Origin of the sequence: Pseudotamlana agarivorans (assembly GCF_001642835.1) — a bacterium.
Taxonomy (GTDB): domain Bacteria; phylum Bacteroidota; class Bacteroidia; order Flavobacteriales; family Flavobacteriaceae; genus Pseudotamlana; species Pseudotamlana agarivorans.
In genome coordinates this window covers 379,136-405,901 of the sequence record NZ_LXEI01000001.1, presented here as the reverse complement: position 1 = coordinate 405,901, position 26,766 = coordinate 379,136, and the positions used below count along the sequence as shown (strand labels likewise).

At 35.6% G+C, this 26,766-nt stretch carries 18 protein-coding genes; 10 read left to right on the top strand and 8 right to left on the bottom strand.

The features are described 5' to 3' along the window. Positions 1-151: 151 nt before the first annotated feature. From A6I66_RS01695 to A6I66_RS01685, 3 genes are all read left to right on the top strand, one after another. A complete protein-coding gene (locus A6I66_RS01695; RefSeq protein WP_067144993.1) occupies positions 152-1,087 on the top strand; it encodes a 2-hydroxyacid dehydrogenase in 936 nt (311 codons plus the stop codon). 21 nt (positions 1,088-1,108) lie between these two features. Then, entirely contained in the window at positions 1,109-1,567 is a 459-nt protein-coding gene (locus A6I66_RS01690) for a DUF1801 domain-containing protein (RefSeq protein WP_067144992.1), read from the top strand. A gap of 145 nt (positions 1,568-1,712) precedes the next feature. Beyond that, the gene (locus A6I66_RS01685) at positions 1,713-2,117 is read left to right on the top strand and encodes a TM2 domain-containing protein (protein ID WP_067144991.1); all 405 of its coding nucleotides are present in this window, start codon (positions 1,713-1,715) and stop codon (positions 2,115-2,117) included. Between the two features lie 207 nt (positions 2,118-2,324). Here A6I66_RS01685 and A6I66_RS01680 read toward each other — a convergent pair whose 3' ends face one another. The 4 genes from A6I66_RS01680 to A6I66_RS01665 form a co-directional block, all read right to left on the bottom strand. Then, positions 2,325-2,852 carry a hypothetical protein gene (locus tag A6I66_RS01680; protein WP_067144990.1) on the bottom strand — a complete coding sequence of 176 codons (528 nt, stop codon included), beginning with the start codon at positions 2,850-2,852 and terminating at the stop codon, positions 2,325-2,327. 116 nt (positions 2,853-2,968) lie between these two features. Continuing rightward, positions 2,969-4,813: a GNAT family N-acyltransferase gene (locus tag A6I66_RS01675; RefSeq protein ID WP_067144989.1), complete on the bottom strand. Its 1,845-nt coding sequence runs from the start codon at positions 4,811-4,813 to the stop codon at positions 2,969-2,971. Between the two features lie 22 nt (positions 4,814-4,835). Continuing rightward, complete coding sequence (locus tag A6I66_RS01670; RefSeq protein ID WP_067144988.1) at positions 4,836-6,086, bottom strand: aspartate kinase; 1,251 nt, start codon at positions 6,084-6,086, stop codon at positions 4,836-4,838. A gap of 1 nt (position 6,087) precedes the next feature. Continuing rightward, entirely contained in the window at positions 6,088-6,567 is a 480-nt protein-coding gene (locus A6I66_RS01665; protein ID WP_067144987.1) for a GNAT family N-acetyltransferase, read from the bottom strand. A 121-nt stretch (positions 6,568-6,688) separates the two neighbouring features. On the opposite strand from A6I66_RS01665, the gene fbp reads away from it, so the two are divergent. Then, positions 6,689-7,702 carry a class 1 fructose-bisphosphatase gene (fbp, locus tag A6I66_RS01660; protein ID WP_067144986.1) on the top strand — a complete coding sequence of 338 codons (1,014 nt, stop codon included), beginning with the start codon at positions 6,689-6,691 and terminating at the stop codon, positions 7,700-7,702. Positions 7,703-8,060: 358 nt separating this feature from the next. Next, positions 8,061-8,624: a hypothetical protein gene (locus tag A6I66_RS01655; protein WP_067144985.1), complete on the top strand. Its 564-nt coding sequence runs from the start codon at positions 8,061-8,063 to the stop codon at positions 8,622-8,624. A gap of 229 nt (positions 8,625-8,853) precedes the next feature. Here A6I66_RS01655 and A6I66_RS01650 read toward each other — a convergent pair whose 3' ends face one another. The 3 genes from A6I66_RS01650 to gltB form a co-directional block, all read right to left on the bottom strand. Further along, entirely contained in the window at positions 8,854-10,629 is a 1,776-nt protein-coding gene (locus A6I66_RS01650; protein WP_067144984.1) for a carbohydrate-binding protein, read from the bottom strand. Between the two features lie 327 nt (positions 10,630-10,956). After that, positions 10,957-12,420 (bottom strand): glutamate synthase subunit beta, encoded by a 1,464-nt coding sequence (locus A6I66_RS01645; protein WP_067144983.1) that lies wholly within the window; start codon positions 12,418-12,420, stop codon positions 10,957-10,959. 4 nt (positions 12,421-12,424) lie between these two features. Beyond that, the gene (gltB, locus tag A6I66_RS01640) at positions 12,425-16,939 is read right to left on the bottom strand and encodes a glutamate synthase large subunit (RefSeq protein ID WP_245683412.1); all 4,515 of its coding nucleotides are present in this window, start codon (positions 16,937-16,939) and stop codon (positions 12,425-12,427) included. Positions 16,940-17,452: 513 nt separating this feature from the next. On the opposite strand from gltB, the gene A6I66_RS01635 reads away from it, so the two are divergent. From A6I66_RS01635 to A6I66_RS01620, 4 genes are all read left to right on the top strand, one after another. Continuing rightward, complete coding sequence (locus tag A6I66_RS01635) at positions 17,453-18,493, top strand: outer membrane beta-barrel protein (protein WP_067144982.1); 1,041 nt, start codon at positions 17,453-17,455, stop codon at positions 18,491-18,493. A gap of 96 nt (positions 18,494-18,589) precedes the next feature. Further along, positions 18,590-19,876: an ammonium transporter gene (locus A6I66_RS01630; protein WP_067144981.1), complete on the top strand. Its 1,287-nt coding sequence runs from the start codon at positions 18,590-18,592 to the stop codon at positions 19,874-19,876. Positions 19,877-20,095: 219 nt separating this feature from the next. After that, positions 20,096-20,434 (top strand): P-II family nitrogen regulator, encoded by a 339-nt coding sequence (locus tag A6I66_RS01625; protein ID WP_067144980.1) that lies wholly within the window; start codon positions 20,096-20,098, stop codon positions 20,432-20,434. A 34-nt stretch (positions 20,435-20,468) separates the two neighbouring features. Continuing rightward, complete coding sequence (locus A6I66_RS01620; RefSeq protein ID WP_067144979.1) at positions 20,469-21,695, top strand: ammonium transporter; 1,227 nt, start codon at positions 20,469-20,471, stop codon at positions 21,693-21,695. 375 nt (positions 21,696-22,070) lie between these two features. On the opposite strand, the gene A6I66_RS01615 is transcribed toward A6I66_RS01620, so the two are convergent. Beyond that, positions 22,071-24,662 (bottom strand): phosphoenolpyruvate carboxylase, encoded by a 2,592-nt coding sequence (locus A6I66_RS01615; protein WP_067144978.1) that lies wholly within the window; start codon positions 24,660-24,662, stop codon positions 22,071-22,073. Between the two features lie 294 nt (positions 24,663-24,956). Between A6I66_RS01615 and A6I66_RS01610 the strand changes: the two genes are divergently transcribed. Then, positions 24,957-26,765 (top strand): hypothetical protein, encoded by a 1,809-nt coding sequence (locus A6I66_RS01610; protein ID WP_067144977.1) that lies wholly within the window; start codon positions 24,957-24,959, stop codon positions 26,763-26,765. Position 26,766: the final 1 nt, after the last annotated feature.

Below are 26,766 nucleotides of genomic sequence, written 5' to 3'. Positions count from 1 at the left end.
AATATGGAGTTCGAAGAGAATCTATAATCGGACTCTGTGCTATTTAAATCTTGAATGGTTTACGTGCTTGTTACTCGTGTTTCCTTTTTCAAGATTCGGAGAAGCTTCGGTATGCTAAAACTTCGTAAATTTGAAATCGAAATCCAGATTTATGAAAGTCCTCCATTTAGATACCAATCACGAGTTATTAATTGATCAATTAAACGCTTTAGGTTTTGAAAATCATGAAGATTATACGGCTTCAAAATCCGAAATTGAAGCTAAAATACATGAGTACGATGGTATTGTATTAAGAAGCCGTTTCACGATTGATAAAACGTTTTTAGATGCCGCAAGCCATTTAAAGTTTATAGGGCGTGTTGGTGCTGGTTTGGAAAATATTGATTGCGATTATGCCGAATCCAAAGGCGTGTTTTTAGTATCGGCACCCGAAGGCAACAGAAATGCAGTTGGCGAGCATGCACTTGGGATGCTACTGTCATTATTTAATAAATTGAATAAGGCTGACGCCGAAGTGAGAGCTGGTAAGTGGTTGCGCGAGGCCAATCGCGGGATTGAATTGGACGGAAGAACCGTGGGACTTATTGGTTACGGAAACATGGGCAAAGCCTTTGCCAAGAAATTACGTGGTTTTGATGTTGAGGTGCTTTGTTACGATATAAAGAACGGAGTTGGTGATGATAATGCAAAGCAGGTTTCACTCGCTGAATTTCAAGATAAAGTCGATGTAGTGAGTTTGCACACCCCACAAACGCCACTAACGTTAAACATGATTGATAGTAGCTTTATTAATCAAGTGAAAAAGCCCTTTTGGTTAATTAACACCGCACGCGGAAAAAGTGTGGTGACTCAAGATTTGGTTGCAGCTTTGCAATCAGAGAAAATATTAGGTGCCGGATTGGATGTTTTAGAATACGAAAAAGCCTCTTTTGAAACCTTATTTTCTACCGAACTCCCTGAAGCTTTTAAATATTTAATTGAAGCTGAAAATGTGTTGCTTACACCTCATGTAGCAGGTTGGACTGTGGAAAGCAAGGAGAAACTAGCTCAAACTATAGTAGATAAGATTAAAGCGAAATTTTGTTAACTTTAGGAAAAACAAAATAACGTGCAGTACAAAGCAACCTCTCCAGAAGATTATATCAGTCAGTTGCCAGAAGATCGGGTAGTACCCATTAAAAAGTTAAGAGCAACTATTTTAGAACATTTACCTCAAGGTTTTGAAGAAGGTATTCAATATGGTATGATTGGGTATTACGTGCCACACAGCTTATATCCAGATGGCTACCACTGCAAGCCTGAAGAACCTTTACCGTTTATGAGTTTTGCTTCTCAAAAGAATTCGATAAATCTTTACCATAGTGGCATTTATGCCATTCCAGAATTGTACGATTGGTTTGTTGCCGAATATCCAAAACATAGTAAATACAAGTTGGATATGGGGAAAAGCTGCATTCGGTTTAAAAAAGTAGAGGCTATCCCATATGAACTTATAGGGGAACTCACTACGAAGTTGAGTGTGTCGGAGTGGATAGCACTTTATGAGAACGCTATAAAAAGAAATTGATGTTTCGCTTTCGCGGAAAAGTATAATAGTTGGCTAAAGAATGCATTGCTGTAGATGGGGTTATGCAACTATAATTTTAATATTTTGACTTTTTTAAATGCTCTTTTTGTGTAATTTGGAGCTGTTTTAGAAATTCAATTATACTATGACTGAAGAAAATAATAAAAATCAGCATTTTAATGATTCTTTTGAATCGGCAAAGGAAAAGGCAAAGGGTTTTGCTGAAGAAGCCAAAGAAACCGCTACCGAATTTGCTGAAAATGCTAAACAAACCTTTGGGTCAAACGATAATCAGAAAGTGTTAGCTGGAATCTTAGCCTTGTTATTTGGGTCCTTCGGACTTCATAAATTTATTTTGGGATATACCAAAGAGGGCGCCACGCTTTTAGGAGTAACAATTTTAGGCGTGTTATTATCTTGTTTCGGAATAGGAGCTCTATTTGTTTGGGTGCCTACGGCTATTGGTGTTGTGGAAGGCATCATTTACTTAACAAAATCTGATGCCGATTTTTATAACACCTATCAAGTAGGGAAGAAACCTTGGTTTTAGGTTGGAGGTAATAAGCTGTTTGCTATAGGCTATGAGCTAAATGCTTTACGTTTTAGGCAATATGCTATATTGTTGTCAATCAATAATAAAAAACAAAATCGGTAGGCAATAGTAGAAAATCCTTTTATTAGTTTTCTTTTAACTGATAATTAAACCCCAATATCTTTAATACTATCGTGGCTTTCCTTAGGGTTTGGTCCCCATTTATTATTCCCAGTAATTTATTAAATCCTCTATGTCTGTATTATTGTCTTGAAAATAAATGTTTTCCCAGTATATTTTTCCGTCGATTTTTACAAAAACTTTATAATAGCCAAACTTTATCTCCTTTAAATCGAAAATTACCCTGGAGGCAGTCATGTCAGTAATTTCTAATTCAGCATGTGATGCAATTTTTGATTCATCATATAGGTTTGAATTCAATATCGTAGAAAAGTCCGTTTGTTGGTATATTTTATTGGCTTGTGAAGGAATAATCCATACGTCTGATATGCCAGAATTGGCTTTTATGTTCAATATACCTAAAGTTGGATTAGGGTATACGATAAGTTGATCAGCTATTAAAGCATTCGGATTACCTACTTGATATGGCGGTGAAATTTCTGAACTTCTCAAATTAAGACCTGTAACAAGTGTCATGTCGGTTTCGCCATTTGAATGATTATTTCCATCGTCGGATGAACAGCCAACTGCTGTAATAAAAAGTGTGAAAAGAGCTAAAAATTTTAAATTCATATTTAGTTGGTTAATTGGTTGTATAAAATAGTAGATATTAAATAGGTTTAAACGGGGAGCTTGGGTTTAAACATATATAGTTTTTTGGTCAAGAGTCAATAGTCAATATTCAAGAATCAATTCTCTTCCTCCTCGTCTTTTTGTCCGTTTTGAAGCTTGTTTTCTAACTCAGCTTGAAATTCTTCCATAACAGGACGTACCGTGCTTTCAGGTAAATCGGCGATTTTGATATACATCAAGCCATCCACTGAATTATTAAATAAAGGATCGACATTAAAGGCCACTAAACGTGCATTTTGTTTGATGTATTTTTTAAGTAATACAGGAAGGCGTAAGGCGCCTGGTTCAATTTCATCAATAAAACGGTCAAATTTATTTAAATCGGCTTCTGTTTCATCGAAAACAAAATCTTTGTCGGCGTCCTTAAGTTTTACCTTGAATTCTTTTTTCGGACGAACATATTGGGCGATATAAGGGTCGTAGTAATGCGATTTCATAAATTCAATCATCAATGATTTTGAAAAATTTGAAAACTGATTACTAATACTCACGCCACCAATAAGGTAATTGTGTTCTGGAAAACGTAATGTGGTATGTACGATGCCTTTCCATAGTAAGAATAAAGGCATGGGTTTTTGTTGGTATTCTTTAATGATGAAAGCGCGACCCATTTCAATAGATTCACTCATCATTTTATACAGTTCGGGTTCAAATCTAAAAAGGTCTTGCAAATAAAAACCATCGATACCATAGGCTTTAAAAATTTGAGAACCAAGCCCCATTCGGTAAGCCCCAGCTAAAACATCTTTGTCGTTGTCCCAAAGGAACATATGGTGGTAATAATTATCGAAGGGATCCAAATCAATAGCTTCATTGGTACCCTCGCCAATTTCTCTAAAAGTAATTTCTCTAAGACGCCCAATTTCCCTAAGGATGTTAGGTATTTTTTTCGGTTCGGCTAGAAACACTTCATAGTTCTTGCTTTCAAGAAGGCGTGAGCCGTCTTCCCTCACTATTTTAAGCTCTTCTAACATTAAGAGTTGATCCACCGGTGTTACGATTTTTTTTGGTGGTTTGGCTGTTTTGAAATTCGAAGTGATGTTGCTAGTTAACTTTGAAACTTCTTCAAAGGAATTAGAAAGCATATAGGTTTTTCTTCTTAAAAAATCGCTAAAATCTTGTATGGACGGATATTCCTTTTGGTCGTCGACAGAAATAGGTTTTCCTATTCTAACCTTTATAACGCGTTTTTTCTGAGTAAGTAATTCCGAAGGTAATTTGGCCGTTCTAAAAGTGTCGCTAATTTTAGATAGTTTATAAAAAAGACGACTATTTTTAGCATGAAAATAGATAGGTACTACGGGTACACTAGCTTTTTGAATAAGCTTCATGGCGGTCTCTTCCCAAGGTCGGTCTACAACCAATTTACCATCGCGGTATGTGGAAACTTCCCCAGCAGGGAAAATACCTAAAGGGTGACCCGATCTAATATGTAAAATGGCATTTTTAAAACCAGTAACGCTCGACTTGACATCTTTTCTGTCTTCGAAAGGATTCACAGGCATGATAAAAGGCTTCATTGGCTCGATGCGATGCAGTAAAAAATTGGCTATAATTTTAAAGTCACTGCGCTGTTCTAACATCAGTTTAAGCAATAAAATTCCGTCAATACCACCAAGCGGATGGTTAGAAATGGTAATGTATGCGCCATCTTTAGGTAAACGCTTTAAATCTTCTTCAGGAATCTCGAATTTAATTTGAAAGTCGTCTAAAATACCATCTAGAAAAGGTAAGTCACTCAGGTGCTTATTACGCTTATAAATTTTATTGAGCGTAGATATTTTTAAGACTTTCATTAAAATCCACCCCGTAAAAGTACCCAGAAAACCATATTTATCTAACTGGATGGCTTTTGCAACTTCTTTAGCGGAAACGAGTCCTAAATCTTGCGGTTTACTCATAGCTGTAAAAGTACTAAATTGTTTATTTAGTTACTACTTGGGTTGTTTCTTGGGTTAATTGTTTTAATAACACGGTTTTACTGGCTTCTATTTGATGAATGGAAGCCTCGTTATAGTGTCTTATCGTGTATAGGGAAACATTTTCATGGCAAGTTACTTTAAATTTTGCTTTTAAGTGATGTAAAAGTTTTTCAAGATTGTCATAAATGTTGTCAATGCACACGGAAAAGCTAATGGCAGAATTCTGAATCACATTAACTTTCATTTTATAAGTGGCTAGTAAACTAAAAATCTCACTGATATTCTCTTCTACGATATATGAAAAATCTAAAGACGATAAAGCGATAAGGGCTTGATCTTTTTTAACGATAAAGCACGGGATTTTAGGTTCTAAATCTTCGTTTTTTCCTATTTGTGTACCAGGAGCTTCTGGATCTAAAAAGGACTTTACAAATAAAGGGATTTCTTTGCGCTGTAAAGGCTGAAGGGTTTTAGGGTGAATCACCGAAGCGCCATAAAAAGCCAGCTCTATAGCTTCACGATATGATATTTTGTTTAGTAATTTGGCGTTTTCAAAGTAGCGTGGATCGGCATTTAATACGCCGGGTACATCTTTCCAAATGGTAACGCTTTCGGCATTTAAACAATAGGCGTAAATAGCAGCTGTATAATCACTGCCTTCACGTCCTAATGTGGTAGTGAAATTATGCGAATCACTAGCAAGGAAACCTTGGGTGATGGTTAATGTATTCGGATTGTAATTCTGGTTAATAAGACGCTGCGTACTGTCCCAATCTACATTGGCGCGTCTAAAATAACTATCGGTTTTAATGTGTTCACGCACATCAATCCAGGTGTTTTTAATGTTTATGCTATTTAAATAGGCGCTTACAATACTCGTAGAAACCAATTCGCCATACCCAATAACTTGGTCGTAAACATAACTGTAATCTGGCGATTTGTTTATTTTAAAGAAGGTGTTTAGCTCTTCGAAAAACTGGTTTATTTTATGGAAAATGGTGTGGTTTTCATTGTCAAATAAATCCAGTAAAATAGCATTGTGATATTTTCTAATATCTTGAATTGAGCTTTGTAATTCCTCTTTGTTTTCAAAGTAATTTTTGATAACAATTTCTAAGGCATTGGTGGTTTTACCCATAGCCGAAATAACAATAAGTGTATGCTCGTATCCTGTTTTTTGTAAAACCGAAGCTACATTTTTTACACCATGGGCATCTTTAACCGAGGCGCCGCCAAATTTAAATATACGCATACTACAAATTTGCTATATAGTTATTTATACCAGATTCATCGAGGTGAACCACATTCCAGTCTCTTAATACTTTAGCACCTTTTTTTTCATATAAAGTAATAGCGCCTTGATTCCAATCCAATACTTCCCAATTGATGCGTTTTACCCCTAATTGGTGACCGTATTTTATAACTTTATCTAAAAGAGCCGTTCCTAAACCTTGACCACGCATCGCTTTGCTAACAATTAAGTCTTCTAAATGAATAATTTTACCTTTCCAAGTGGAATAGCGGTTATAAATTAAAGCGATACCTTCAACCTTGTTGTTCACTTCAGCAACAAAACAATGAAACGCAGGTTGGTCTCCAAAACCATCGTTTTCTAAGTCGCTAAGGGTAACTTCTACAGCTTCTGGTTCTTCCTCAAAAATGGCTAGTTCATTAATTAAATCGAGCACGCGAGGCATATCGGTTTTTTCGGCATCTCTTATCGTAAAGTTCATTCTGGATATAATTGAAGGTCAAATATAGTTTAAAGTTGAATATTTTCGGTGTATAACCTTTTCGAAATCGTTGTAGTTACTAAAAAAATACAGATATTTGTCCAAACAAATAACCTCACATATGTCGCATAAAAAACAAACCTTAGGAGAATTTATTATTGAAAATCAATCAGCTTTTAAATACTCTTCAGGAGAGTTGTCCAGTTTGCTAAATTCCATTCGATTAGCAGCCAAAGTTGTGAATCACGAAGTGAATAAGGCCGGATTGGTTGATATTATTGGTGCTGCAGGAGATACGAATATACAAGGTGAAGATCAGCAAAAGTTAGATGTTTATGCTAACGAAAAGTTTATTCAAACCATGACCAAGCGTAATATTGTTTGTGGTATTGCTAGTGAAGAGGAAGATGATTTTATCTCGATTAATAGTCAAGATGAAAATAATGGAAATAAGTATGTTGTTTTAATAGATCCTTTAGATGGGTCGTCAAACATTGATGTTAACGTTTCAGTTGGAACGATTTTTTCAATTTACAGAAGGGTAACTCCAGTAGGAACCCCTGTGCAAATTGAAGATTTCCTTCAAAAAGGAAGCGAACAAGTGGCTGCAGGTTACGTGGTTTATGGAACGTCTACCATGATTGTATATACTACGGGCGCTGGCGTAAACGGATTTACATTAAACCCAGCTATTGGTTCTTTTTACCTATCTCACCCCGATATGACGTTTCCAGAAGATGGTCATATCTATTCTGTAAACGAAGGGAATTACATTCACTTTCCGCAAGGCATTAAAAATTACATAAAATATTGTCAGCAAGAAGAAGACGATCGCCCTTATACCTCTAGATATATTGGATCTTTAGTTTCCGATTTCCATAGAAATATGATTAAAGGTGGTATCTATCTTTATCCACAAAGTTCTAAAAACCCAAAGGGAAAACTTCGTTTGTTATACGAATGTAATCCTATTGCCTTTTTAGCAGAACAAGCAAAAGGTAAGGCTAGTGATGGATTTACACGAACTTTAGATGTGGTGCCTACCGAATTACACGAGCGTGTGCCATTTATTTGTGGAAGTAAAAATATGGTTGAAAAAGCTGAAGAATTTATGCGCTTAGCTCAAGAGAAATAAACGTTTGAAGCTATTCCTGTCTTAAATAAAAAGTATTACTGTTCATTTTTTCCATTGATGAAAAAACGAACCAAAAAAATCTAGGCTTACGAATCTTTATCTAAATTTTTCGTTCGACACCTAAATTTCAGAAACTCGCTATGAATGTTGCAGCTAATTTTATACATTAGTCTAGCTCAAACAGCCTGAAATTTTACGGTGTTTTCACTTCAAATTTCACGATAAATTTTCGATATGTCATTAAAATCGATTCATAATAAATAACTAATGTTATCTGTCGAATTCCTATTAAATACAGAATCTAATAAGGGGGTATTACAGACGTTTTAAACGTTATTGTTACCCACAATTTGAAAAAATGACTTACAGAATAACAAAATTTGACCCAAAAAAGAGAAATAAAGAAGGGCATTTTCTAGATAATTCCGAATGGACTGCGATTAGCGACATAGGGAAATCTAAATATAGAAACGTGGACTATGAAGAATATGAACAAACAGAAACGGCATATGCGGAATCTATTAAACTTATTCTTGACGAAAAAAACATATCGAGTCTAAAAATTGACTCATTAGAATTACACGATTCGTTCGATGATTATGAAAATTATAAAAAAAATGGTCGACTAAAGAACATTGATGTTGATTATAATAATGAAATTGACATTTTGGAAAACGGAACTATTTTGAATTTAACGCAGATTCAAAAAATGATTCGCTTGATTTTAAGAGAAACTATTTGGATGAATTTACTCGAATCTGAATTTAAAATAACTTTCGGATATGATTATTATATGTATGTTGAATGCTCAAAATTAACAAACTCAACAATAAAACGGATTGGAGAAATGGGACTTTTTGTCGAGCCAAATATGGGACAAAGGACAATTATAGTAACAGACGAAAAAGGAAACAAAATATAAAAACTGTGGGTAACACCGTGTATAATTAACGGCTTGTCCTCGCCTACTTGGAAAAATCCTGCGGATTTTTCCGCTGGTAAGTCTTTGTTTGCTAATTTAGTCACTCAAACAACGCCACTAACAATACACATAACCGGTATGAAACTATTATTAATATAAAAAATGCGAACTGTAACAGTTCGCATTTTTTTGTTTTAAACAACCTCTTAAGGTTGTATTTAGTTTTGGATTAATGCGCTACAAAGTAGTCGTAAACAACAACTTCTCCGTAGTTATTTGATTTTCCAGTTTCGCTACCTTCTTCTTCAGCATTACTTTGAGTATAGTTTCCTATTTTAAAGTAAGCTTCGCCATAAGATTTATCCATTAAAATGGTGCTAGAGCCATCTTTTACAAGATATGAAGATGCATTACCATTAGCATAAGCGTTTTTAAGGTTACCATCTTCGCTATAGTAGCAGTAATGTTTACCGTCTTTAACTTCAAAAATAACTTCATGTAGGGTTCCTAAAGAATAGTTAGTTTTTATGGTTAAGTCATCTCTTAATTTATTACCATTAAAGCTTAAGAAAAGGTGATTTCCTTCAAGTCTTAATACCATGGCATCATCAATACCGTCATCTTTATTACCGTGAATTTGAGTTGCCACTAAATGATCTTTAACAATAGGTAAATGGGTGATGGCTTGTTTAACATACACCACATGGGTTCCTGAAGTCGTCCAATAGATATCCGATCCACCATCTTCTTCACGTTCTCTAAGTTCAGAACGTACATAATCAGAGTTAGGTGTTGTACCATTATTACTTCTAATTGGTGCACGGAAAACCATACCGTTTTTGGCACTATTCACGTAGAAGTATTCGTTATTAGCTTCTCCACATAAGGTTTTATCTTCTTCACCATCTGGATACGTAATTTTCCATTGGTTACAGTTGCTCATTAAATCTGAAGGAATGCTAGCGTTCCCTGGGTTAGGTGTTTCTGGATCTGTAGGATCAGTTGGGTCTGTAGGATCTGTGGTTCCGCTACCCGTAGAAAATACTTGTACTTCAGCTAAAGAAAGCGCATTGGTGTCTTTTAATTTGATACGTACACGTGAACCTGTTACACCTCCTGTATTTATGGTAACTGATGGGTTTGGAGCATCTGCAATCGTTGTTTTATAAGCTAAATCGCCATTGTCTTTATAAACAAAAACATCAAAATTACTTAGTCTCGCTTTACAACAGCTATCGGTACGTCCCCAAATTTTTATGGAACCTATTTGGTAATCTTGTCCTAATCTTACTTGCCACCATGGTTGAGCTGTGCTTAAGGTATGCGTTACGCTACCGTTTGCCCATACACCAGAAGTGTTGCCATCTACCGCTCTACTTGGATCTCCGCCATGAGATACAGAAGATTGTTCTGCTGTTTTTCCTAATGCTAAATTTTCAGAAGTACTTTCATCCACATCGATTGGTGTGATTTTAATCCAATTGATATTCCAACCTCCGCCTGTAGCAAGAAGTTTTAAAGTGCTACTTCCTGCTTCTAAGTCAACGGTTTTAGCAGTGGTAACCCAAGTTTGGTAGTTACCGGTTGCTGCTTTGTTTACATTACTTAGTTTTGTGCCATCTTGATAGAAATCAAATTTAGACGTGTTGGTCTTAGAGGCCACTCTAAATTCAAATTTGTAACTTCCTGATGCTGGTACTTCGATATCGTATTCGAGGTAATCACCAGTATCTATCCAACCTACATTAAGTCCGCCACCAGAATCGGCAGTGTTTTCAGTTTTTATTCCGCTCATGCTATCATAAGCTTCAGCTTGAATGGTTACAGCAGATTTGGCTGATAGGGCAGATTTGGATAGGGCAGAGGCAGACAAGTTTGTGGCTTCTGTTGCTGTATCTTCTTCCATAATCTCTTCGTTAGAGCAAGCGTAAAATACAAGGGTGAGTGCTAATGTTGCAAAACTTACTGATGTAAACTTTACAAATTTTGAAAATCTGTTTTTCATGTTTAATTCATTTAAATTAGTTTAGTAAAAGATTAATTTTTAGCTGGTTAACTAATTTGGTCAACCAGAATGGTTTTCCAAATGTAAATGAATAACTAGAAATTCCAAATTTTAGTATATAAAAAGTGAGAATTTTATAATAAATATGTTAAAATATTACCGTTTGTCGAGTATATTACGGTTTTACCGTAATAAAGTTACTGGTAGTTAAGTGGTTATGGTATTATGAAATTCGTAACAGGTGTCTTTTTTACGCTGAAATAGAAGCAAAAAAAATGCGAATCTAAAAGATTCGCATTTTTTAATATTACACTAATTTTATTTTAACTACAGGGCAACAAGATCGCCAGTCATGTCTTTAGATGGTAAATTCGATTTACCCATTAAAAAGATATCTACTTGTCTTGCAGCCTCTCTACCTTCAGAAATTGCCCAAACAATTAATGATTGTCCGCGACGCATATCACCAGCAGTAAAGATGTGCGGTATATTGGTTTGATATTTGCCATATTCTGCTTTGTAGTTAGAACGAGCGTCTTTTTCGATACCTAATTTATCGGCTAAGTTGCCTTCAGGACCTGTAAAACCTAAAGCTAATAAAGCTAAGTCACAAGGCCATGTTTTTTCTGTTCCAGCGATTTCAATAAGTTGTGGACGCTCGCCAGGAACCATTTTCCACTCTACATTAACAGTTTTAAGAGCGATTAGTTTTCCGCTATCATCCTTTACAAATTCTTTGGTGTTAATTAACCAATTTCTTTCAACGCCCTCTTCATGAGAAGAAGATGTTTTTAATTGTAAAGGCCAGAATGGCCAAGGTGTTGTTGGCGAACGGTGTCCAGGTGGTTTCGGCATAATTTCAAAATTAACAACCGATTTAGCGCCTTGACGGTTAGAGGTTCCAACACAGTCAGATCCCGTATCACCACCACCAATAACAATAACGTTTTTGTCGGTAGCTAGTACTTGGTCTTTTATGTCTTGACCAAATACCACTTTGGTTTGTTGTGTTAAGAAATCCATAGCTTGTACAACACCGTCAGCATCGATACCAGGCGTTGGTAAGCTTCTTCTTTCTGTAGCACCGCCACAAAGTACAACCGAATCAAAGGCTTTTAAATCTTTAACATCATAATTAACACCAACATTTACGTTAGTTTTAAAAGTGATGCCTTCAGCCTCTAAAATAGCCACACGACGGTCAATAATGCCTTTTTCCATTTTGAAGTTAGGAATACCATAACGAAGTAAGCCTCCGATAGCATCGTCACGTTCAAAAACGGTTACAGTATGTCCAGCCCTGTTTAATTGTTGTGCTGCAGCTAATCCTGCAGGTCCAGAACCTACAACTGCGACAGTTTTACCTGTTCTTGTTTTTGGAGGTTGAGGTTTAATCCATCCTTCCTTAAAGGCACGTTCAACAATATTTTTTTCTATTTCTTCAATAGCTACAGGGTCTTCAATAATACCTAATACACATGATTTTTCACATGGTGCAGGACAAAGTCTTCCTGTAAATTCAGGGAAGTTGTTTGTTGAATGTAATAACCAAGAAGCTTTTTGCCATTCACCTTGGTGTACCATGTGATTGAAGTCAGGGATTAAATTCCCTAACGGACATCCACTGTGGCAAAATGGAATCCCACAATCCATACAACGGGATCCTTGTTTTACTTGGTCTTCTTCACTTAATGGAATCGTAAATTCATTATAATTCTTTACACGTTCCTTTACAGGAACGTTTTGTTCATCTTGTCTTTCAAATTCTTTAAATCCAGTTACTTTTCCCATGACACTATGCTATTGTTAATTCTTCTACCATTGGTTCTTCGTTCTCTAAACGCTCTAATGCACGTTTGTATTCTATTGGCATGACTTTTACAAAGTTGCCTAAGCTAGTTTCCCAATTGTCTAATATGGTTTTTCCTTTGTTACTATCGGTGTATAATACGTGTTTTTCGATAGCTGATTTTAATTCGTTTGCATCTTCGGTAGTAATGTCTTCAAACTCGATAGTTTCTGTATTACATAAACCATTAACAAATTTGTTTTCTGGATCATATACATAAGCGATACCTCCACTCATACCTGCGGCAAAATTTCTACCTGTAGATCCTAATACTATCACACGTCCTCCAGTCATGTACTCACAACAGTGATCACCAACACCTTCAACTACAGCTGTAGCTCCAGAGTTTCTTACTGCAAAACGTTCTCCTGCGATACCGTTAATGTAAGCTTGGCCTTCAACAGCACCAAATAAACATACGTTACCAACAATAATATTGTTTTCTGCAATAAAGTCTGCTTTAGCAGGTTTTTTGATGATTAATTTAGCTCCAGATAAACCTTTACCTAAATAATCATTGGTATTTCCATCTACTGTAAAGGTTAAACCGTGTGCTCCAAAAGCTCCGAAACTTTGACCAGCAGAACCTGTAAAGTTGATGTTTAGAGTGTCTTCCGGTAAGCCTAAGTGACCGTAAATTTTAGAAATTTCGTTACTTACAATCGCACCAACCGTACGGTTAATGTTATTGATAGGGTATGATAGATTTGTTTTTTCTTTTCTATATAATGCACGGTGTGAATCTTTCAGAATCGTAAAATCTAAAACTTTATCTAAGTTATGATCTTGTGTTTCTGTATTTCTTACCGTTAATTGTCTGTATGCACTTGGGCGGTGTAAAATGCTAGATAAATCTAAACCTTTAGCTTTATAGTGCTTAATGGCTTTATTAGCATTAATTTTATGTGTTTGCCCAACCATTTCAGCAAGCGTTCTGAAACCTAACTTTGCCATGATACCTCTTAATTCTTCAGCAATATAGAAGAAGAAGTTGATCACGTGCTCTGGAGTCCCTTTAAAGTTTTTACGTAACTCTTTATCTTGAGTTGCGATTCCAACAGGACAGGTATTTAAATGACACTTACGCATCATAATACATCCTGAAGCCACAAGTGGCGCGGTAGCAAAACCAAACTCTTCAGCACCTAAAAGGGCAGCGATAGCAACGTCACGACCTGTTTTTAACTGACCATCACATTCTACTACGATACGACTTCTAAGGTTATTTAATACTAAAGTCTGTTGTGCTTCCGATAAACCAAGCTCCCATGGAAGACCTGCGTGTTTTAAAGAAGTAAGCGGTGACGCTCCTGTACCACCATCGTATCCTGAGATAAGTACCACATCGGCTTTCGCTTTGGCAACACCGGCTGCAATAGTACCAACACCAACTTCAGAAACTAGTTTTACGTTAACTCTAGCATCACGGTTAGCATTTTTTAAATCGAAAATTAATTGTGCTAAATCCTCAATCGAATAAATATCGTGGTGAGGCGGTGGCGAAATTAATCCTACGAAAGGTGTAGAGTTTCTAGCAGAAGCAATCCATGGTAATACTTTCTCACCAGGTAATTGTCCACCTTCACCAGGCTTAGCACCTTGAGCCATTTTAATTTGAATTTCCTTGGCATTAGTTAAGTAATGCGAAGTCACACCAAAACGACCAGAAGCAACTTGTTTGATAGCAGAGTTTCTACTATCGCCATTCATATCTTTTTGGAAACGTTTTCTGTCTTCTCCACCTTCACCAGAATTAGATTTTCCTCCAATACGGTTCATGGCAATGGCTAAATTCTCGTGAGCTTCACGTGAAATCGAACCGTAAGACATGGCTCCAGTTTTAAAACGCTTAACGATTTCGGTCCATGGTTCCACTTCTTCTAATGGAATAGGATCTAAGTTGTCAAACTCGAATAAACCACGGATGGTCATTAAGTTTTCCGACTGTTCGTTTATGGCTTTAGAGTAAACATCATAACTTTTTTGATCACTTAAACGTACCGCTTGTTGCAGTTTAGCAACGGTAGTAGGGTTGAATAAGTGACGCTCGCCGTTACGTCTCCATCTGTAATCGCCTCCGATATTCAGGCCTAAACGTTTGTCGATTAAGTTATCTGGATACGCTTGTTTATAACGTTCGTTAATTTCTTTTTCAATTTCATATAATCCGATACCTTCTACACGAGAAGCGGTGTATGGGAAATATTTCTCAACAAATTGTGAGTTGAAACCAACGATTTCGAAAATTTGAGAACCTCTATACGAGTGTAAAGTAGAGATTCCAATTTTATTCATGATTTTTAAAATACCTTTTCCAATAGCTTTGTTAAAGTTATCAACGGCTTTTTGCTCGTCCATACCTTCAATGAAACCTTCTTTCACCTGCATTCTAATAATTTCGTTAACCATATAAGGGTTGATAGCACTTGCGCCATAACCAAATAAGGATGCAAAATGATGCGGTTCACGAGGTTCTGCCGATTCGATAATGATATCGAAATAAGAACGCTTACGTAAACGGTTTAACTGGTGGTTTACATACGAACAGGCTAATAAAGCTGGGATTGGTGCGAATTCTTGATTTACACCTCTATCTGAAAGAATAATAATATTCGTTTTTCTTTCAATAGCTTTTTCAATTTGAACTACGATATCTTCTAAAGCATCTTCTAGTCCGTTTAGACCTTGTGCTTTTGGATATAATATTTGAATAGTTTCAGCTTTAAAACTCTCGATAGAAATACTTCTGATTTTTTCTAAATCGGCATTCGAAATTACTGGATTTTGAATGCGAAGCTTTCTACATTGTCTGTCGGTAATACTGAATATGTTTCTGTCTTTACCAAGGTTTAAGCTGATATCTGTTACAATTTCTTCACGAATACCATCCAATGGTGGGTTGGTAACCTGTGCAAATAATTGTTTAAAGTAGTTTGAAATAAGTTGAGGCCTGTCCGATAACACAGCTAAAGGTGTATCGATACCCATAGAACCTAAAGCTTCTTTTCCAGCGATCGCCATTGGCGTGATCACTTCTTGGATATCCTCAAACGTATAGTTGAATAAACGTTGTCTTGTTTTGATGTCGATGGTTTCAATCGGACAAGTTTCACTTGTGTAAGGAACGTCTTTTAAGTGTAATCTTGTTTTGTCTAACCATTCTTTATAAGGTCTTTCAGAAACAATTTTACTTTTAATTTCTTCATCACCTATAATACGGCCTTCGTTCATGTCCACCAAGAACATTTTTCCTGGCTCTAATCTACCGTGTTCTTTAACATCTTCTGGAGCAACTTCAACCACACCAATTTCTGAAGACATGATAAGTTTTCCACTTTTAGTTACGGTATAACGTGAAGGTCTTAAGCCATTTCTATCTAATAAAGCACCTACGTAATCACCATCTGTAAATGGTACCGAAGCTGGTCCATCCCAAGGCTCCATAATACAAGCGTTGTACTCGTAAAATGCTTTACGTTCTTCCGACATGGTTTTGTGTTTTTCCCATGCTTCAGGAATCATCATCATCATGATTTCTGGAAGCGAACGTCCTGTATGTGTTAATAATTCCACAACCATATCCATAGAAGCAGAATCTGATTTACCAGGAAGGATGATAGGGAATAATTTGTCAATTTGCGGACCGAATACGTCACTTTTCATGATTTCCTCACGAACACGCATACGGCTTACGTTACCACGCAAAGTGTTGATTTCTCCATTCTGACACATAAAACGGAATGGCTGAGCCAATTCCCATGTAGGCATGGTGTTGGTAGAGAAACGTTGGTGTACTAGCGCTAAACGTGTTACTAAATCGATTTGTTGTAAATCGGTATAATAAGGTCCAATATCTTCAGGCATGATAATACCTTTATAGATAATGGTGGTGTTAGATAAACTAGGTACATAAAAATATGTGCTTTCAGAGATTTTAGATTCTCTAATAGCATGTTCTGTGATTTTTCTAGCAGCGTATAATTTTGCTTTAAAATCAGCTTCAGAAATGTCTTCTGTTTTACCAATAAATAATTGTTCGATATTAGGTTCTGATGCTAATGCAATTTCACCTAATTGTGAAGAATCTACAGGAACTTTTCTCCATCCTAAAACAGTGAGTCCTTGCGCATTTACTTCGTTTTCAAAAGTTGTTTTACAAAACTGGTATTGGTTAGATACTTTTGGTAAAAACACCATTCCTACAGCGTATTCACGTTGTTCTGGAATCGTAAAATCGCAAACGCGTTTAAAGTAATCGTGGGGAATATCTATTAATAATCCAGCACCATCACCGGTTTTTCCATCAGCACTTACACCTCCACGGTGTTCCAGTTTTACGAGTATCTCTAAGGCATCATGAATGATTTGATTGGTCTTCTCTCCTTTAAGATTACAAATGAAGCCAGCGCCACAGTTTTCGTGTTCAAATTCGGGCAAATAAAGTCCTTGTTTCTTCAGCATAATCAACAATATTGGTTTTAAAAACTTGAGTTGAAGCGTAAAGATATGCACTAGTGTTTGAATAACAATAGGCAGGAATTCATTATTTCGGTTTTACGAGTTAACTCAATATTATTATAATGATATGTCAATATTAATGGACTTTTTTAATAAATATTCAAACGCGAAAAAAGAGGTCTATTTATAGGGATATCTAATTTAATGCAAGCAATTCAATTAAATATTAGGGTAATGCTATGAAATGTTGAAAAATATTGCTGATAATTCAAATGAAGAAGATGTTAAAAAAACAATAAATTAAAAATAATTACGAAGACCCTTAAAAAAATGGGGGTAAAAATGGAAAATCAATAAAAGTGAACCAAATACCCCCTTTTTTTATGGGGGTTAAAAGTTTTTAGCATAAGTTTGAACCATTCTTAAGGGATAAAGATCTAAGTAAATCAACCAAAACTCTTAAACAAAACAACAGCTTACGTCTTGATTATTAACAACTTAACAATATTTACAATTATGAAAAAACTATTTACACTATCAGCATTATTACTAGCTAGCGTAGTTTTCGCGCAAGATGAGCCAAAAAAATTATCGATTAGTGGGTCTGTTGATACTTATTATCAAACGTATTTAACTGCTCCAGACAACGAGGGAGTTAGTTTCGGAACTGCTTTCGCAGGACAATCTGGTTTTGCCTTAGGTATGGGGAATGTGATTTTTGCTTACGAAGGAAAAAAAGCAGGAGCTGTACTTGATTTAGTAGTTGGCCCAAGAGGTGCTGGTGCAACATTTAGTAATGATATTGTAGATGGTATCGTTAATCAAGCATACGTTTACTGGAATGTTTCTGATAAAACAACTTTAACTTTCGGTAGATGGAATACCTTCTTAGGGTATGAGGTAATTGCTCCTGCAGCAAACTTCAACTATAGTACGTCTTATTTATTTTCTAGCGGACCTTTCTCTCATATGGGTTTAAAAGCTGATTTTGCTTTGTCTGATGACTTTAGCTTGATGTTAGCAGTTACAAATCCTTGGGATACTAACGATACATCTTTTACTGGACAATATGCACTTGGAGCACAATTAGGTTATAAAGGACAATTCTTAAATTTCTATTACGATAGTGGAGCTTACCAAGGTTTAGGTTTTGAAGTAGACTATACTGGTGGTTTTGATTTAACTGATTCATTTTTCTTAGGTATTAACGCAGCATACCAAACGACGTCATATGTGTTTGATGATGCTGGAGATGTGATTTCTGATGATTTCAAAAATGGATTCTACGGTGCTGCTTTATATCCACAGTTCGCTGCAACAGAAAGTTTATCTGTTGGTTTAAGAGGTGAGTATTTTGGATATCACGCAGAGGATGGAGATGATTTACCATCTGTATTTGCTACAACTTTAACTGCAAGTTACACTTTAGAGAATTTAATTCTTAAGCCAGAGGTAAGATTAGACTCTTGGAGTAACAATATGCCTTATATCAATAATGATATGGAGGCATCGAAAAACTTAGCTGCTTTCACATTAGCTGCTATCTATTCTTTCTAAACCAAGAAAAACAAACCTATAAAAAGGAGTATAAAGTAAAGCCACAACCATCTTTTTTTGTACTCCTTTAATTAACTAACCAAAAATATATTAATTATGTCAATATTAAATTTGCCCCTATTAATTCAAGATGTTGCTGCAACCAAAGCCGACATTGAAGGTATCATAGGTGATATGGGAATGTTATGGATGCTAATTTCAGGGATTTTAGTATTCTTAATGCAAGCAGGATTTACCTTAGTAGAGTCGGGAATGACACGTGCTAAGAACGTTGTAAATATTGCAATGAAAAACGTTTTAGATATCGCGGTTGGATCGATTGTATTCTGGTTCATGGGATATTCTTTAATGTATGGATCTACCAATGGGTGGATTGGATGGAGTGGTTTTATGTATAACCAAGGACCAGCCGATTTATTTTTCCAAACCGTATTCTGTGCGACTACAGCAACGATCGTTTCTGGAGCTATTGCAGGTAGAACAAAATACACAACCTATATTTTATTCTCTTTAGTGATGACTGCTGTTATCTATCCAATTTCTGGTGGATGGCAATGGAATGGCGATGGATGGTTAGCTCAAATGGGCTTCATCGATTTCGCTGGATCTTCAATCGTACATGCTGTTGGTGGATGGGCTGCCTTAGTTGGTGCTGCTTTAGTAGGACCAAGAATTGGTAAATATATCAATGGTCAAGCTGTTACTATTCCTGGACACAACAAATTATTAGCGACTTTAGGGGTTTTCATCCTTTGGTTCGGATGGTTTGGTTTCAACGGTGGTTCTCAATTAGCTTGGGGAGGTGATGATGCTGTAGGTGCTTCTATGGTAGTTTTAGTAACGAACCTAGCAGCTTCTGCTGGTGCGGTTGGTGCGCTTTTCTTATCATGGTTCAAATACAAAAAACCAAACTTAGATATGACTTTAAACGGTGCCTTAGCTGGTTTAGTGAGTATTACTGCAGGTTGTGGAAACATGACAGAAGGTGGTGCTTTAATCGCTGGATTCATTGGTGGTCTTATCGTAGTGTTCTCTATGGAATTCATAGAACAAAAATTAAAAATTGACGATGCTGTAGGTGCTGCTTCTGTTCACGGTGTATGTGGTGCATGGGGTACTTTAGTAATCGGTCTTTGGGGAGTTGATGGTGATACAGCTATTGGATTATTCAATGGTGGTGGATCTGCACAATTCGTAACTCAATTAATAGGAACAGTATCTTATGCTGTTTGGGCTTTATTAACGGCGTTCATCTTCTTCTTTATTCTTAAGAAAACATTAGGATTAAGAGTAACTGAAAAAGAAGAAGTAGAAGGATTAGATCTTTCTGAACACGGTACTTTAGCTTACCCAGGTAAGAGACAAAGAGAAATAGAAGAATAAACTCTTCTAAACTGAATAACGTTAGTTTTTAAAATGAAAACTCAAATGTTTATTAAGATTTAAGTGATTAAGTTTAAGTTTATATAAGGATGCCTGCTGATAAAGCAGGTATTCTTTTGTGTTTGCATTATTTGTGTTAGCATATAGTTAACAGGAAAAATCTTAAAAAGCATATAAATTTTTATATTTGGAATCTAACCATTAAAACGAAATGATATTATGAAAAAAATTGAAGCAATTATTAGAAAATCTAAGTACCGCGTGGTAAAGGAAGCTCTTCATGAAGTTGGAGTGAATTTTTTCTCGTATTGGGATGTTACCGGCTTAGGAAATGAAAAGGAAGGTCATGTTTACCGTGGTGTTTCTTATAGTACAAGTGATATTCAACGTAGATACTTGTCTATTGTAGTAAATGACGATTTTGAAGAGATTACCATTAAAGCGATTCTTCAATCTGCCGCTACAGGTGAAGTAGGTGATGGAAAAATTTTCGTTTCTGATGTTAGTGAATGCTACAGAATTCGTACAGGAGAAAAAGGTGGAGACACATTAAAATAAACTAATAAATACACAAAAAACTAATTAAAGATTTATGGAATTATTAACAATTAATAATGTATGGATGATGGTCTGTACAGCGCTCGTTTTCTTTATGCATACAGGATTTGCATTTTTGGAAATTGGTTTAACAAGACAAAAAAACACCATCAACATATTATTTAAAAACATTTTTATTATTACAATTGGCTTACTACTTTATTATATAGTAGGGTTCAATTTAATGTACCCAGGGTTTGCTGAAGATTCTGCTGGTATTTTTGATTTCGCAGGATTTGGTATTGCACCTCCTGAAAACGGAATGACTCCTGAATATGCCGATGGTGGTTATACTTGGTGGACTGATTTCTTATTTCAAGGTATGTTTGCTGCTACAGCTGCAACGATTGTATCTGGAGCGGTAGCTGAGCGTATGAAAATCGGACCTTTCATGATTTTCACAATCATTTACGTTGGATTGGTTTACCCAATTGCTGGTTCTTGGAAATGGGGTGGCGGATTTTTAGATCAAATGGGATTCTATGATTTTGCTGGTTCTACTTTAGTACACTCTGTTGGTGGATGGGCAGCCTTAGTAGCGGTTTGGTTATTAGGTGCTCGTATTGGGAAATTTCAAAATGGAAAGCCTCAGGCGATTCCTGGTCATAGTATTCCTTTAGCGACTGCGGGGGTTTTAATCCTTTGGTTAGGATGGTTCGGATTTAATGGTGGTTCCGTACTTTCTGCCGATCCTAGTTTAACGTCTTTAACTTTAGTAACTACATGTTTAGCTGCAGCTGCCGGTGGTGTAGTATCGGCTTTAGTGTCGTTCTTTAAATACAAAAACTTAGATTTAACCATGTTTTTAAATGGTATTTTAGGTGGTTTAGTGGGTATTACTGCTGGTGCAGATGTAATGACTCCTGAAAGTGCTATTATTATTGGTGCTATTGCTGGAGCTCTTATTGTTTTTGCAGTGAGTTTTGTAGATGCTATTAAATTAGATGATCCAGTTGGAGCCATTGCTGTACACTTAATTTGTGGTATTTGGGGAACTTTAGCTGTTGGAATCTTTTCAACTAACCCAGAGCATAGCTTTTTAGTGCAACTTATTGGTGTGGCATGTTATGCAGGATTTTGTTTAGTAACCTCTTTTATAATTATTTTCACGCTTAAGAAGACTCTAGGTATTAGAGTATCTGAAAGAGAAGAATTAGAAGGATTAGATGCACATGAGCACGGTATGGATGCTTATCCAGACTTCAGACTTAATGAGCATTAATTAGATATAGCTATTATCAATAATTCGTTAAAAGGATGTTTTACTTTATGTGAGACATCCTTTTTTTTGTTTCTATACCTGTTTTTGATGGTTACCTATAGTTGACGTATTCGTGTTAATTAGTGCAATTCGTGTCTTAAAACAGCCTTTTGTAGGTGTATTGGGTAATAGGAAATAGTAGTTTTATTCAGATTTGATTTTTGTGATATAGGATGAAATTAGTGTTTTAATTAGAGGATTTATAGGCGCCAGTGATTATATAGGTTTAGGATTACAGTCTTGGTTTTGATACAAGGATTAATCTTCTCAACAAAAAAAACCTCCACATCTACATGTGAAGGTTTTTATTTATAATATAATTCAAAAAGCTATTTATTAAGCTGAATTTCTACTGGCATTAATATTTCCGAATAACGAACGCGTTACAATTTTCTCAAAAATTAACTTTTCAGGATCATCGGCAGGAACTCCTGCTTTTTCTAACTCCTGAACCTTTTTAAGGGCGTATTGCTGAATCGTTAATAACGGTAGTACTATAGATTCTCTAACTTCAATGGAAGCCTTTCCTGTTGGCTCATTTTGCATTAAAGTTTCATATCCTGTAAGCTTTAAAAGCAAACGTTTTGTGGTTTCGTATTCCGTGTGGATAATGTTCCAAAAAGCACCAAATTCTTCGTCATTAGACATGTATTTTGTCAGGTTAAAGAAAGACTTTGTTAGTGACATCATACTGTTTTCAAGAAGCGTTTTAAAGAATTTATTGTTTTTGTAAAGTTGTTCAACCTTATCAAATTCGCCGCGATCTTCGTATTGTTTCAATGCGGTTCCTACACCGTAAAATCCAGGAACGTTTTGTTTTAATTGGCTCCAAGATCCTACAAAAGGAATAGCTCTTAAATCAGAGAATACTAATTTATCTGAAGAACCACGTTTTGATGGTCTACTACCAATGTTTGTTTTTGCATAATATTTTAAAGTACTCATGCGTTCCAAGTAAGGAATAAACATCTCATGACTCTTAAAGTCTTTGTAAACTTGGTAACTGGTTTCAGCTAAATCGGTCATTACTGCACGATCTTCGTCAGAAAGTTTGTTTTTCTCACTGCCTATACGGTTTGTTACACCCGAACTAATTAACTGTTCTAAGTTGAATTGGGACGAGTTTAATGTTCCGAAATTAGAACTAATCGTTTGACCTTGAATAGTAAGTTGTACTTCTTTATCTTCAATAGTAGGACCTAATGATGAATAGAAGTTATGTGTTTTTCCTCCTCCACGTGCTGGTGGTCCACCACGTCCGTCAAAGAATATGGCGGTAATACCATATTTTCTAGACATTTCGGTTAGCAATTCTTTGGCTTTGTAAATTCCCCAGTTAGCCATTAAGTAACCACCGTCTTTAGTTCCATCAGAGAAACCAAGCATGATAGTTTGTTTGTTTCCTCGGGCTTTTAAGTGCGCCATATAAGCTGGGTTGGTATACAATTGTTCCATAACCCCAGGAGCATTTTCTAAATCTGGAATAGTTTCAAAAAGCGGTGCTAAATCAACAGTTAAATCATCCTGGAATGATACCATTTTCAACATGGCAAAAAGTTGCATCATGTTTAATGCCGTCTGGTTGTTACTAATAATGTATCGGTTAGCTCCACGTTCACCATTCATTTTCTGAATTTGCTTAATAACCTGAATCGTTTTTAACGTGTTATAGGTCATTTCATCTTCAAAAACATCTAAATCGGTTATGACATCAGTAGTTTTCGATAAAATATCGATTTGTTCTTCTTCAGATAAATCATGGTAATTTTCAGGTAAACAAGAGTTACCGCTAGCTAGTAATTGATCGACAACATTTGTGAAAACACTGTGGTGAATTCTACTATCTTGTCTAATATCTAAAGTGGCAAAACGGTATCCGAATAGGTGAATGCGATTAATTAAATTGTTAATCTCATTTTCGTATAACGATTGGTGTTGCTCAACTACTATTTTTCTAATACTTAAAAGTTCTTCAGTCAATTCCTTTACCGAAATTGCTTTTTTACTTTTAAGGTTAATACTGTAATCGTATAAAATCGTTTCTAATTTAATGATACGATCTTCAACGCCTTTAAAAGTTAGTTTTCTTCTTAAATTCTTAAGGTCTTCATAGTATTTCTTAAGAATCGCTTTTTTAAGCTTTTTAGCTACTTTTAAAGTGGTTTCAGGCTTCACAAACGGATTTCCATCACGGTCACCACCTGGCCAGAAACCAATGTTTATAATCTCATTATGCTTCTGTTCGTCAGCATAAATATTCGTTTGAATGTAATTGTAAATTTTACCAAACGACGTATAGAATACATTCTCTAAATACCATATTAAGCTTTTAGCTTCATCGTATGGTGTTGGTTTTTTATGCTTGAAGAAAGGTGTTTTACCTAACTGACCAAAAAGGTTATTAATTTCAGATAAATTATTCTGTTCAATGGCTTTAGATAAATCGGTAATAATTCCTAAAACCGAACCTGGGTAAAATTGTGTTGGGTGTGCCGTTAAAACGATACGTACCTTAAAGTCATCTAGATAAGCTTTTAACTCATCTAAATTGTATTCAGCCTGTGCTTTATCTTTTAAGTTTCTTAAAGTTCCTACACCTTCCATGTTGTTTACTATAGGAAAGGCAGCATCTTCAATGGCATCAAAGAGTACAACTTGTCTTTCGATGTATTGAATAAATCGAAACAATAAATTGATCTGGCTTTCTTTGTTTCTACGTGCTTGGTATTTTTCAAAAAAAGTATCAACTATCGTTGTGGGATTGTCGCCGTTTTCGAACCCTTTTTTACAAGTTTCGTGAAATAGCGGAAGTAATACGCCTGTTTTGGTTACGGCATCAAAGGGTAATGTCATGAAGATACTGTTGAATATCTGGTATTTAGACAAGACGCTTTGATTAAATCGTGTTAATTTTGGCTCTATTGACATGTTATGGTTCTATTGAATTTTACGCATAAAAGTACTAAAGCTTAAGTGAAACACATAGTCTTTTCAAAGTTTTATCAATATTTGCTGATAAGGGATTTCTCTTTGTGAAAAATGAAATAAAAGACAGTTTAATCCAAAGTTTTTGTAATTAGTTTTTGAACGAAAAGACAACAAAATGAGTTAAAAAGTGGCTTTTTTGGTCTTTTTAGTGCGAAAAATGCTTGGTTTAAGTATGACATAAGTCATGTTTTTAGCTAAGATGTCGTCCTATCTTTGTAGCTCAAAATATAAATTATGAAAAAGACACATTCGTTCCACATTCCAGTTATGGGTATTGGTTTTACCATCGATACACCTTTGAAAGTGGCACAATATGGTATGGACTCTGTAATTTCGTTAGTAGATGATATTCTACTCGAGAAATTACGGAAAATGTATAGTGAGAAGTTTGAGGTGCCTTACCAAGAAATCACCGATAAAATTGATGATTTTAGAGCAAAAAGAATAACCTCATATTTAAATTTAATTAGTGATTTAGCCGATAAAAAGTTTGAAGCTTTAAAAAATTTAACCTCTAAAACCAGCGATGACATTTTAGCTTACATAAATATGTTGCCTAATAATTCTAAGCTTAAAGCGGAATATAAAAAGCTTACCGAAAAGGAGTTTAATTTTACTGAAGTTAAACGTTGGGCATCAAATAACTTAGTTATGGGTTCTATTGATGTGAACATTATGACTAAAGTTGATAAAGACAATTACAAGGATAAGGAGTTGTTACCAACCGAATATAACGATGCGCATGCCGCTTTGCGTGGTTTTGCAAACAGTAAGTTGAATTCTTCTGTAGTGCTTTCGGCAGGGATGAACCCGAGATTGTACAGTTATATGGGACAGTTTAATGATTTTTTTCCTGATACAAATGGTCAGTTTAAAAAGCGTATCATTTTAAAGGTTAGTGATTATAGATCGGCGCTAATCCAAGGGAAATTTTTAGCTAAAAAAGGACTTTGGGTTTCAGAATATAGAATCGAATCGGGATTAAATTGTGGTGGACATGCTTTTGCTACTGATGGGTATTTATTAGGACCTGTTTTAGCGGAGTTTAAAACAAATAGAAAAGCTTTACAGGAAACCATCCAGCAAGTTTTGTTTCAGGAACTTGAAAATTTAAACAAAACCATGCCTGAAGCAGATTTAACTTTCGAAGTTACAGCGCAAGGTGGTGTTGGTACCGAAGAAGAGCATAACTTTTTAATTGAGGAATATGATTTAGACTCAGTAGGGTGGGGAAGTCCATTTTTACTAGTTCCAGAAGCGACAACAGTTGATGATAGTACTTTACAAAAGCTTGTTAAAGCTAAGGAAAAAGACTTATATTTAAGCGATATTTCGCCTTTAGGGATTCCGTTTAATAATTTAAAAAACAACACCAAGGATCTCGAAAAGCAAGTGAATATTGATAAAAATAGACCAGGTAGTGCTTGTCCAAAGAAATTTGTGGCCCTTAATAAAGAGTTTAAAGAAACTGGAATTTGTACGGCCTCAAGAGAATATCAACATTTAAAAATAAAGGCTTTAGACGAGCAAGGTCTGGACTCAGAATCATATAAGAAAGCGTTCAATAAAATAATTGAAAAATCTTGTACTTGTGTTGGCTTAGGTACTTCAGCATTGTTAGCCTATGGCTTAGATACCAAAGTGGAAGGTGAAGGGGTGTCGGTTTGTCCAGGACCTAATATGGCATATTATTCTAAAGTGATGAGTTTGGCGAATATGACCGATCATATTTACGGAAGAGCAAATATGGTATCACGAGCCGATCGTCCAAATTTATTTATAAAGGAACTGGCCATTTATATGGATTTCTTAAAAAATAAATTTGAAGAGGCTAAGGTTAACATGAATAAAAAAGAAGAGAAGTATTTAAAAACCTTCACAACCAATATGAAAGCAGGTGTGGCCTACTATCAGGAGTTGTTTAAAGATGTTAAAGGTAGTTTTCAAGGTATAAAAAGCTCAGTGCTTAACGAACTTGAAAAAACGGAAGTGGTTTTAAATCAAATGCAACAAGACATTCAAAACTTAGCAGTTAAGTTTTAAA

Coding starts and splice junctions, on each gene's coding strand:
- A6I66_RS01645 (WP_067144983.1), bottom strand. CDS start 12,420: ATGGGAAAAGTAACTGGATTTAAAGAATTTGAAAGACAAGATGAACAA.
- A6I66_RS01670 (WP_067144988.1), bottom strand. CDS start 6,086: ATGCGTATATTTAAATTTGGCGGCGCCTCGGTTAAAGATGCCCATGGT.
- A6I66_RS01650 (WP_067144984.1), bottom strand. CDS start 10,629: ATGAAAAACAGATTTTCAAAATTTGTAAAGTTTACATCAGTAAGTTTT.
- A6I66_RS01655 (WP_067144985.1), top strand. CDS start 8,061: ATGACTTACAGAATAACAAAATTTGACCCAAAAAAGAGAAATAAAGAA.
- A6I66_RS01685 (WP_067144991.1), top strand. CDS start 1,713: ATGACTGAAGAAAATAATAAAAATCAGCATTTTAATGATTCTTTTGAA.
- A6I66_RS01625 (WP_067144980.1), top strand. CDS start 20,096: ATGAAAAAAATTGAAGCAATTATTAGAAAATCTAAGTACCGCGTGGTA.
- A6I66_RS01635 (WP_067144982.1), top strand. CDS start 17,453: ATGAAAAAACTATTTACACTATCAGCATTATTACTAGCTAGCGTAGTT.
- A6I66_RS01630 (WP_067144981.1), top strand. CDS start 18,590: ATGTCAATATTAAATTTGCCCCTATTAATTCAAGATGTTGCTGCAACC.
- A6I66_RS01665 (WP_067144987.1), bottom strand. CDS start 6,567: ATGAACTTTACGATAAGAGATGCCGAAAAAACCGATATGCCTCGCGTG.
- gltB (WP_245683412.1), bottom strand. CDS start 16,939: ATGCTGAAGAAACAAGGACTTTATTTGCCCGAATTTGAACACGAAAAC.
- A6I66_RS01680 (WP_067144990.1), bottom strand. CDS start 2,852: ATGAATTTAAAATTTTTAGCTCTTTTCACACTTTTTATTACAGCAGTT.
- fbp (WP_067144986.1), top strand. CDS start 6,689: ATGTCGCATAAAAAACAAACCTTAGGAGAATTTATTATTGAAAATCAA.
- A6I66_RS01620 (WP_067144979.1), top strand. CDS start 20,469: ATGGAATTATTAACAATTAATAATGTATGGATGATGGTCTGTACAGCG.
- A6I66_RS01675 (WP_067144989.1), bottom strand. CDS start 4,813: ATGAGTAAACCGCAAGATTTAGGACTCGTTTCCGCTAAAGAAGTTGCA.
- A6I66_RS01615 (WP_067144978.1), bottom strand. CDS start 24,662: ATGTCAATAGAGCCAAAATTAACACGATTTAATCAAAGCGTCTTGTCT.
- A6I66_RS01695 (WP_067144993.1), top strand. CDS start 152: ATGAAAGTCCTCCATTTAGATACCAATCACGAGTTATTAATTGATCAA.
- A6I66_RS01610 (WP_067144977.1), top strand. CDS start 24,957: ATGAAAAAGACACATTCGTTCCACATTCCAGTTATGGGTATTGGTTTT.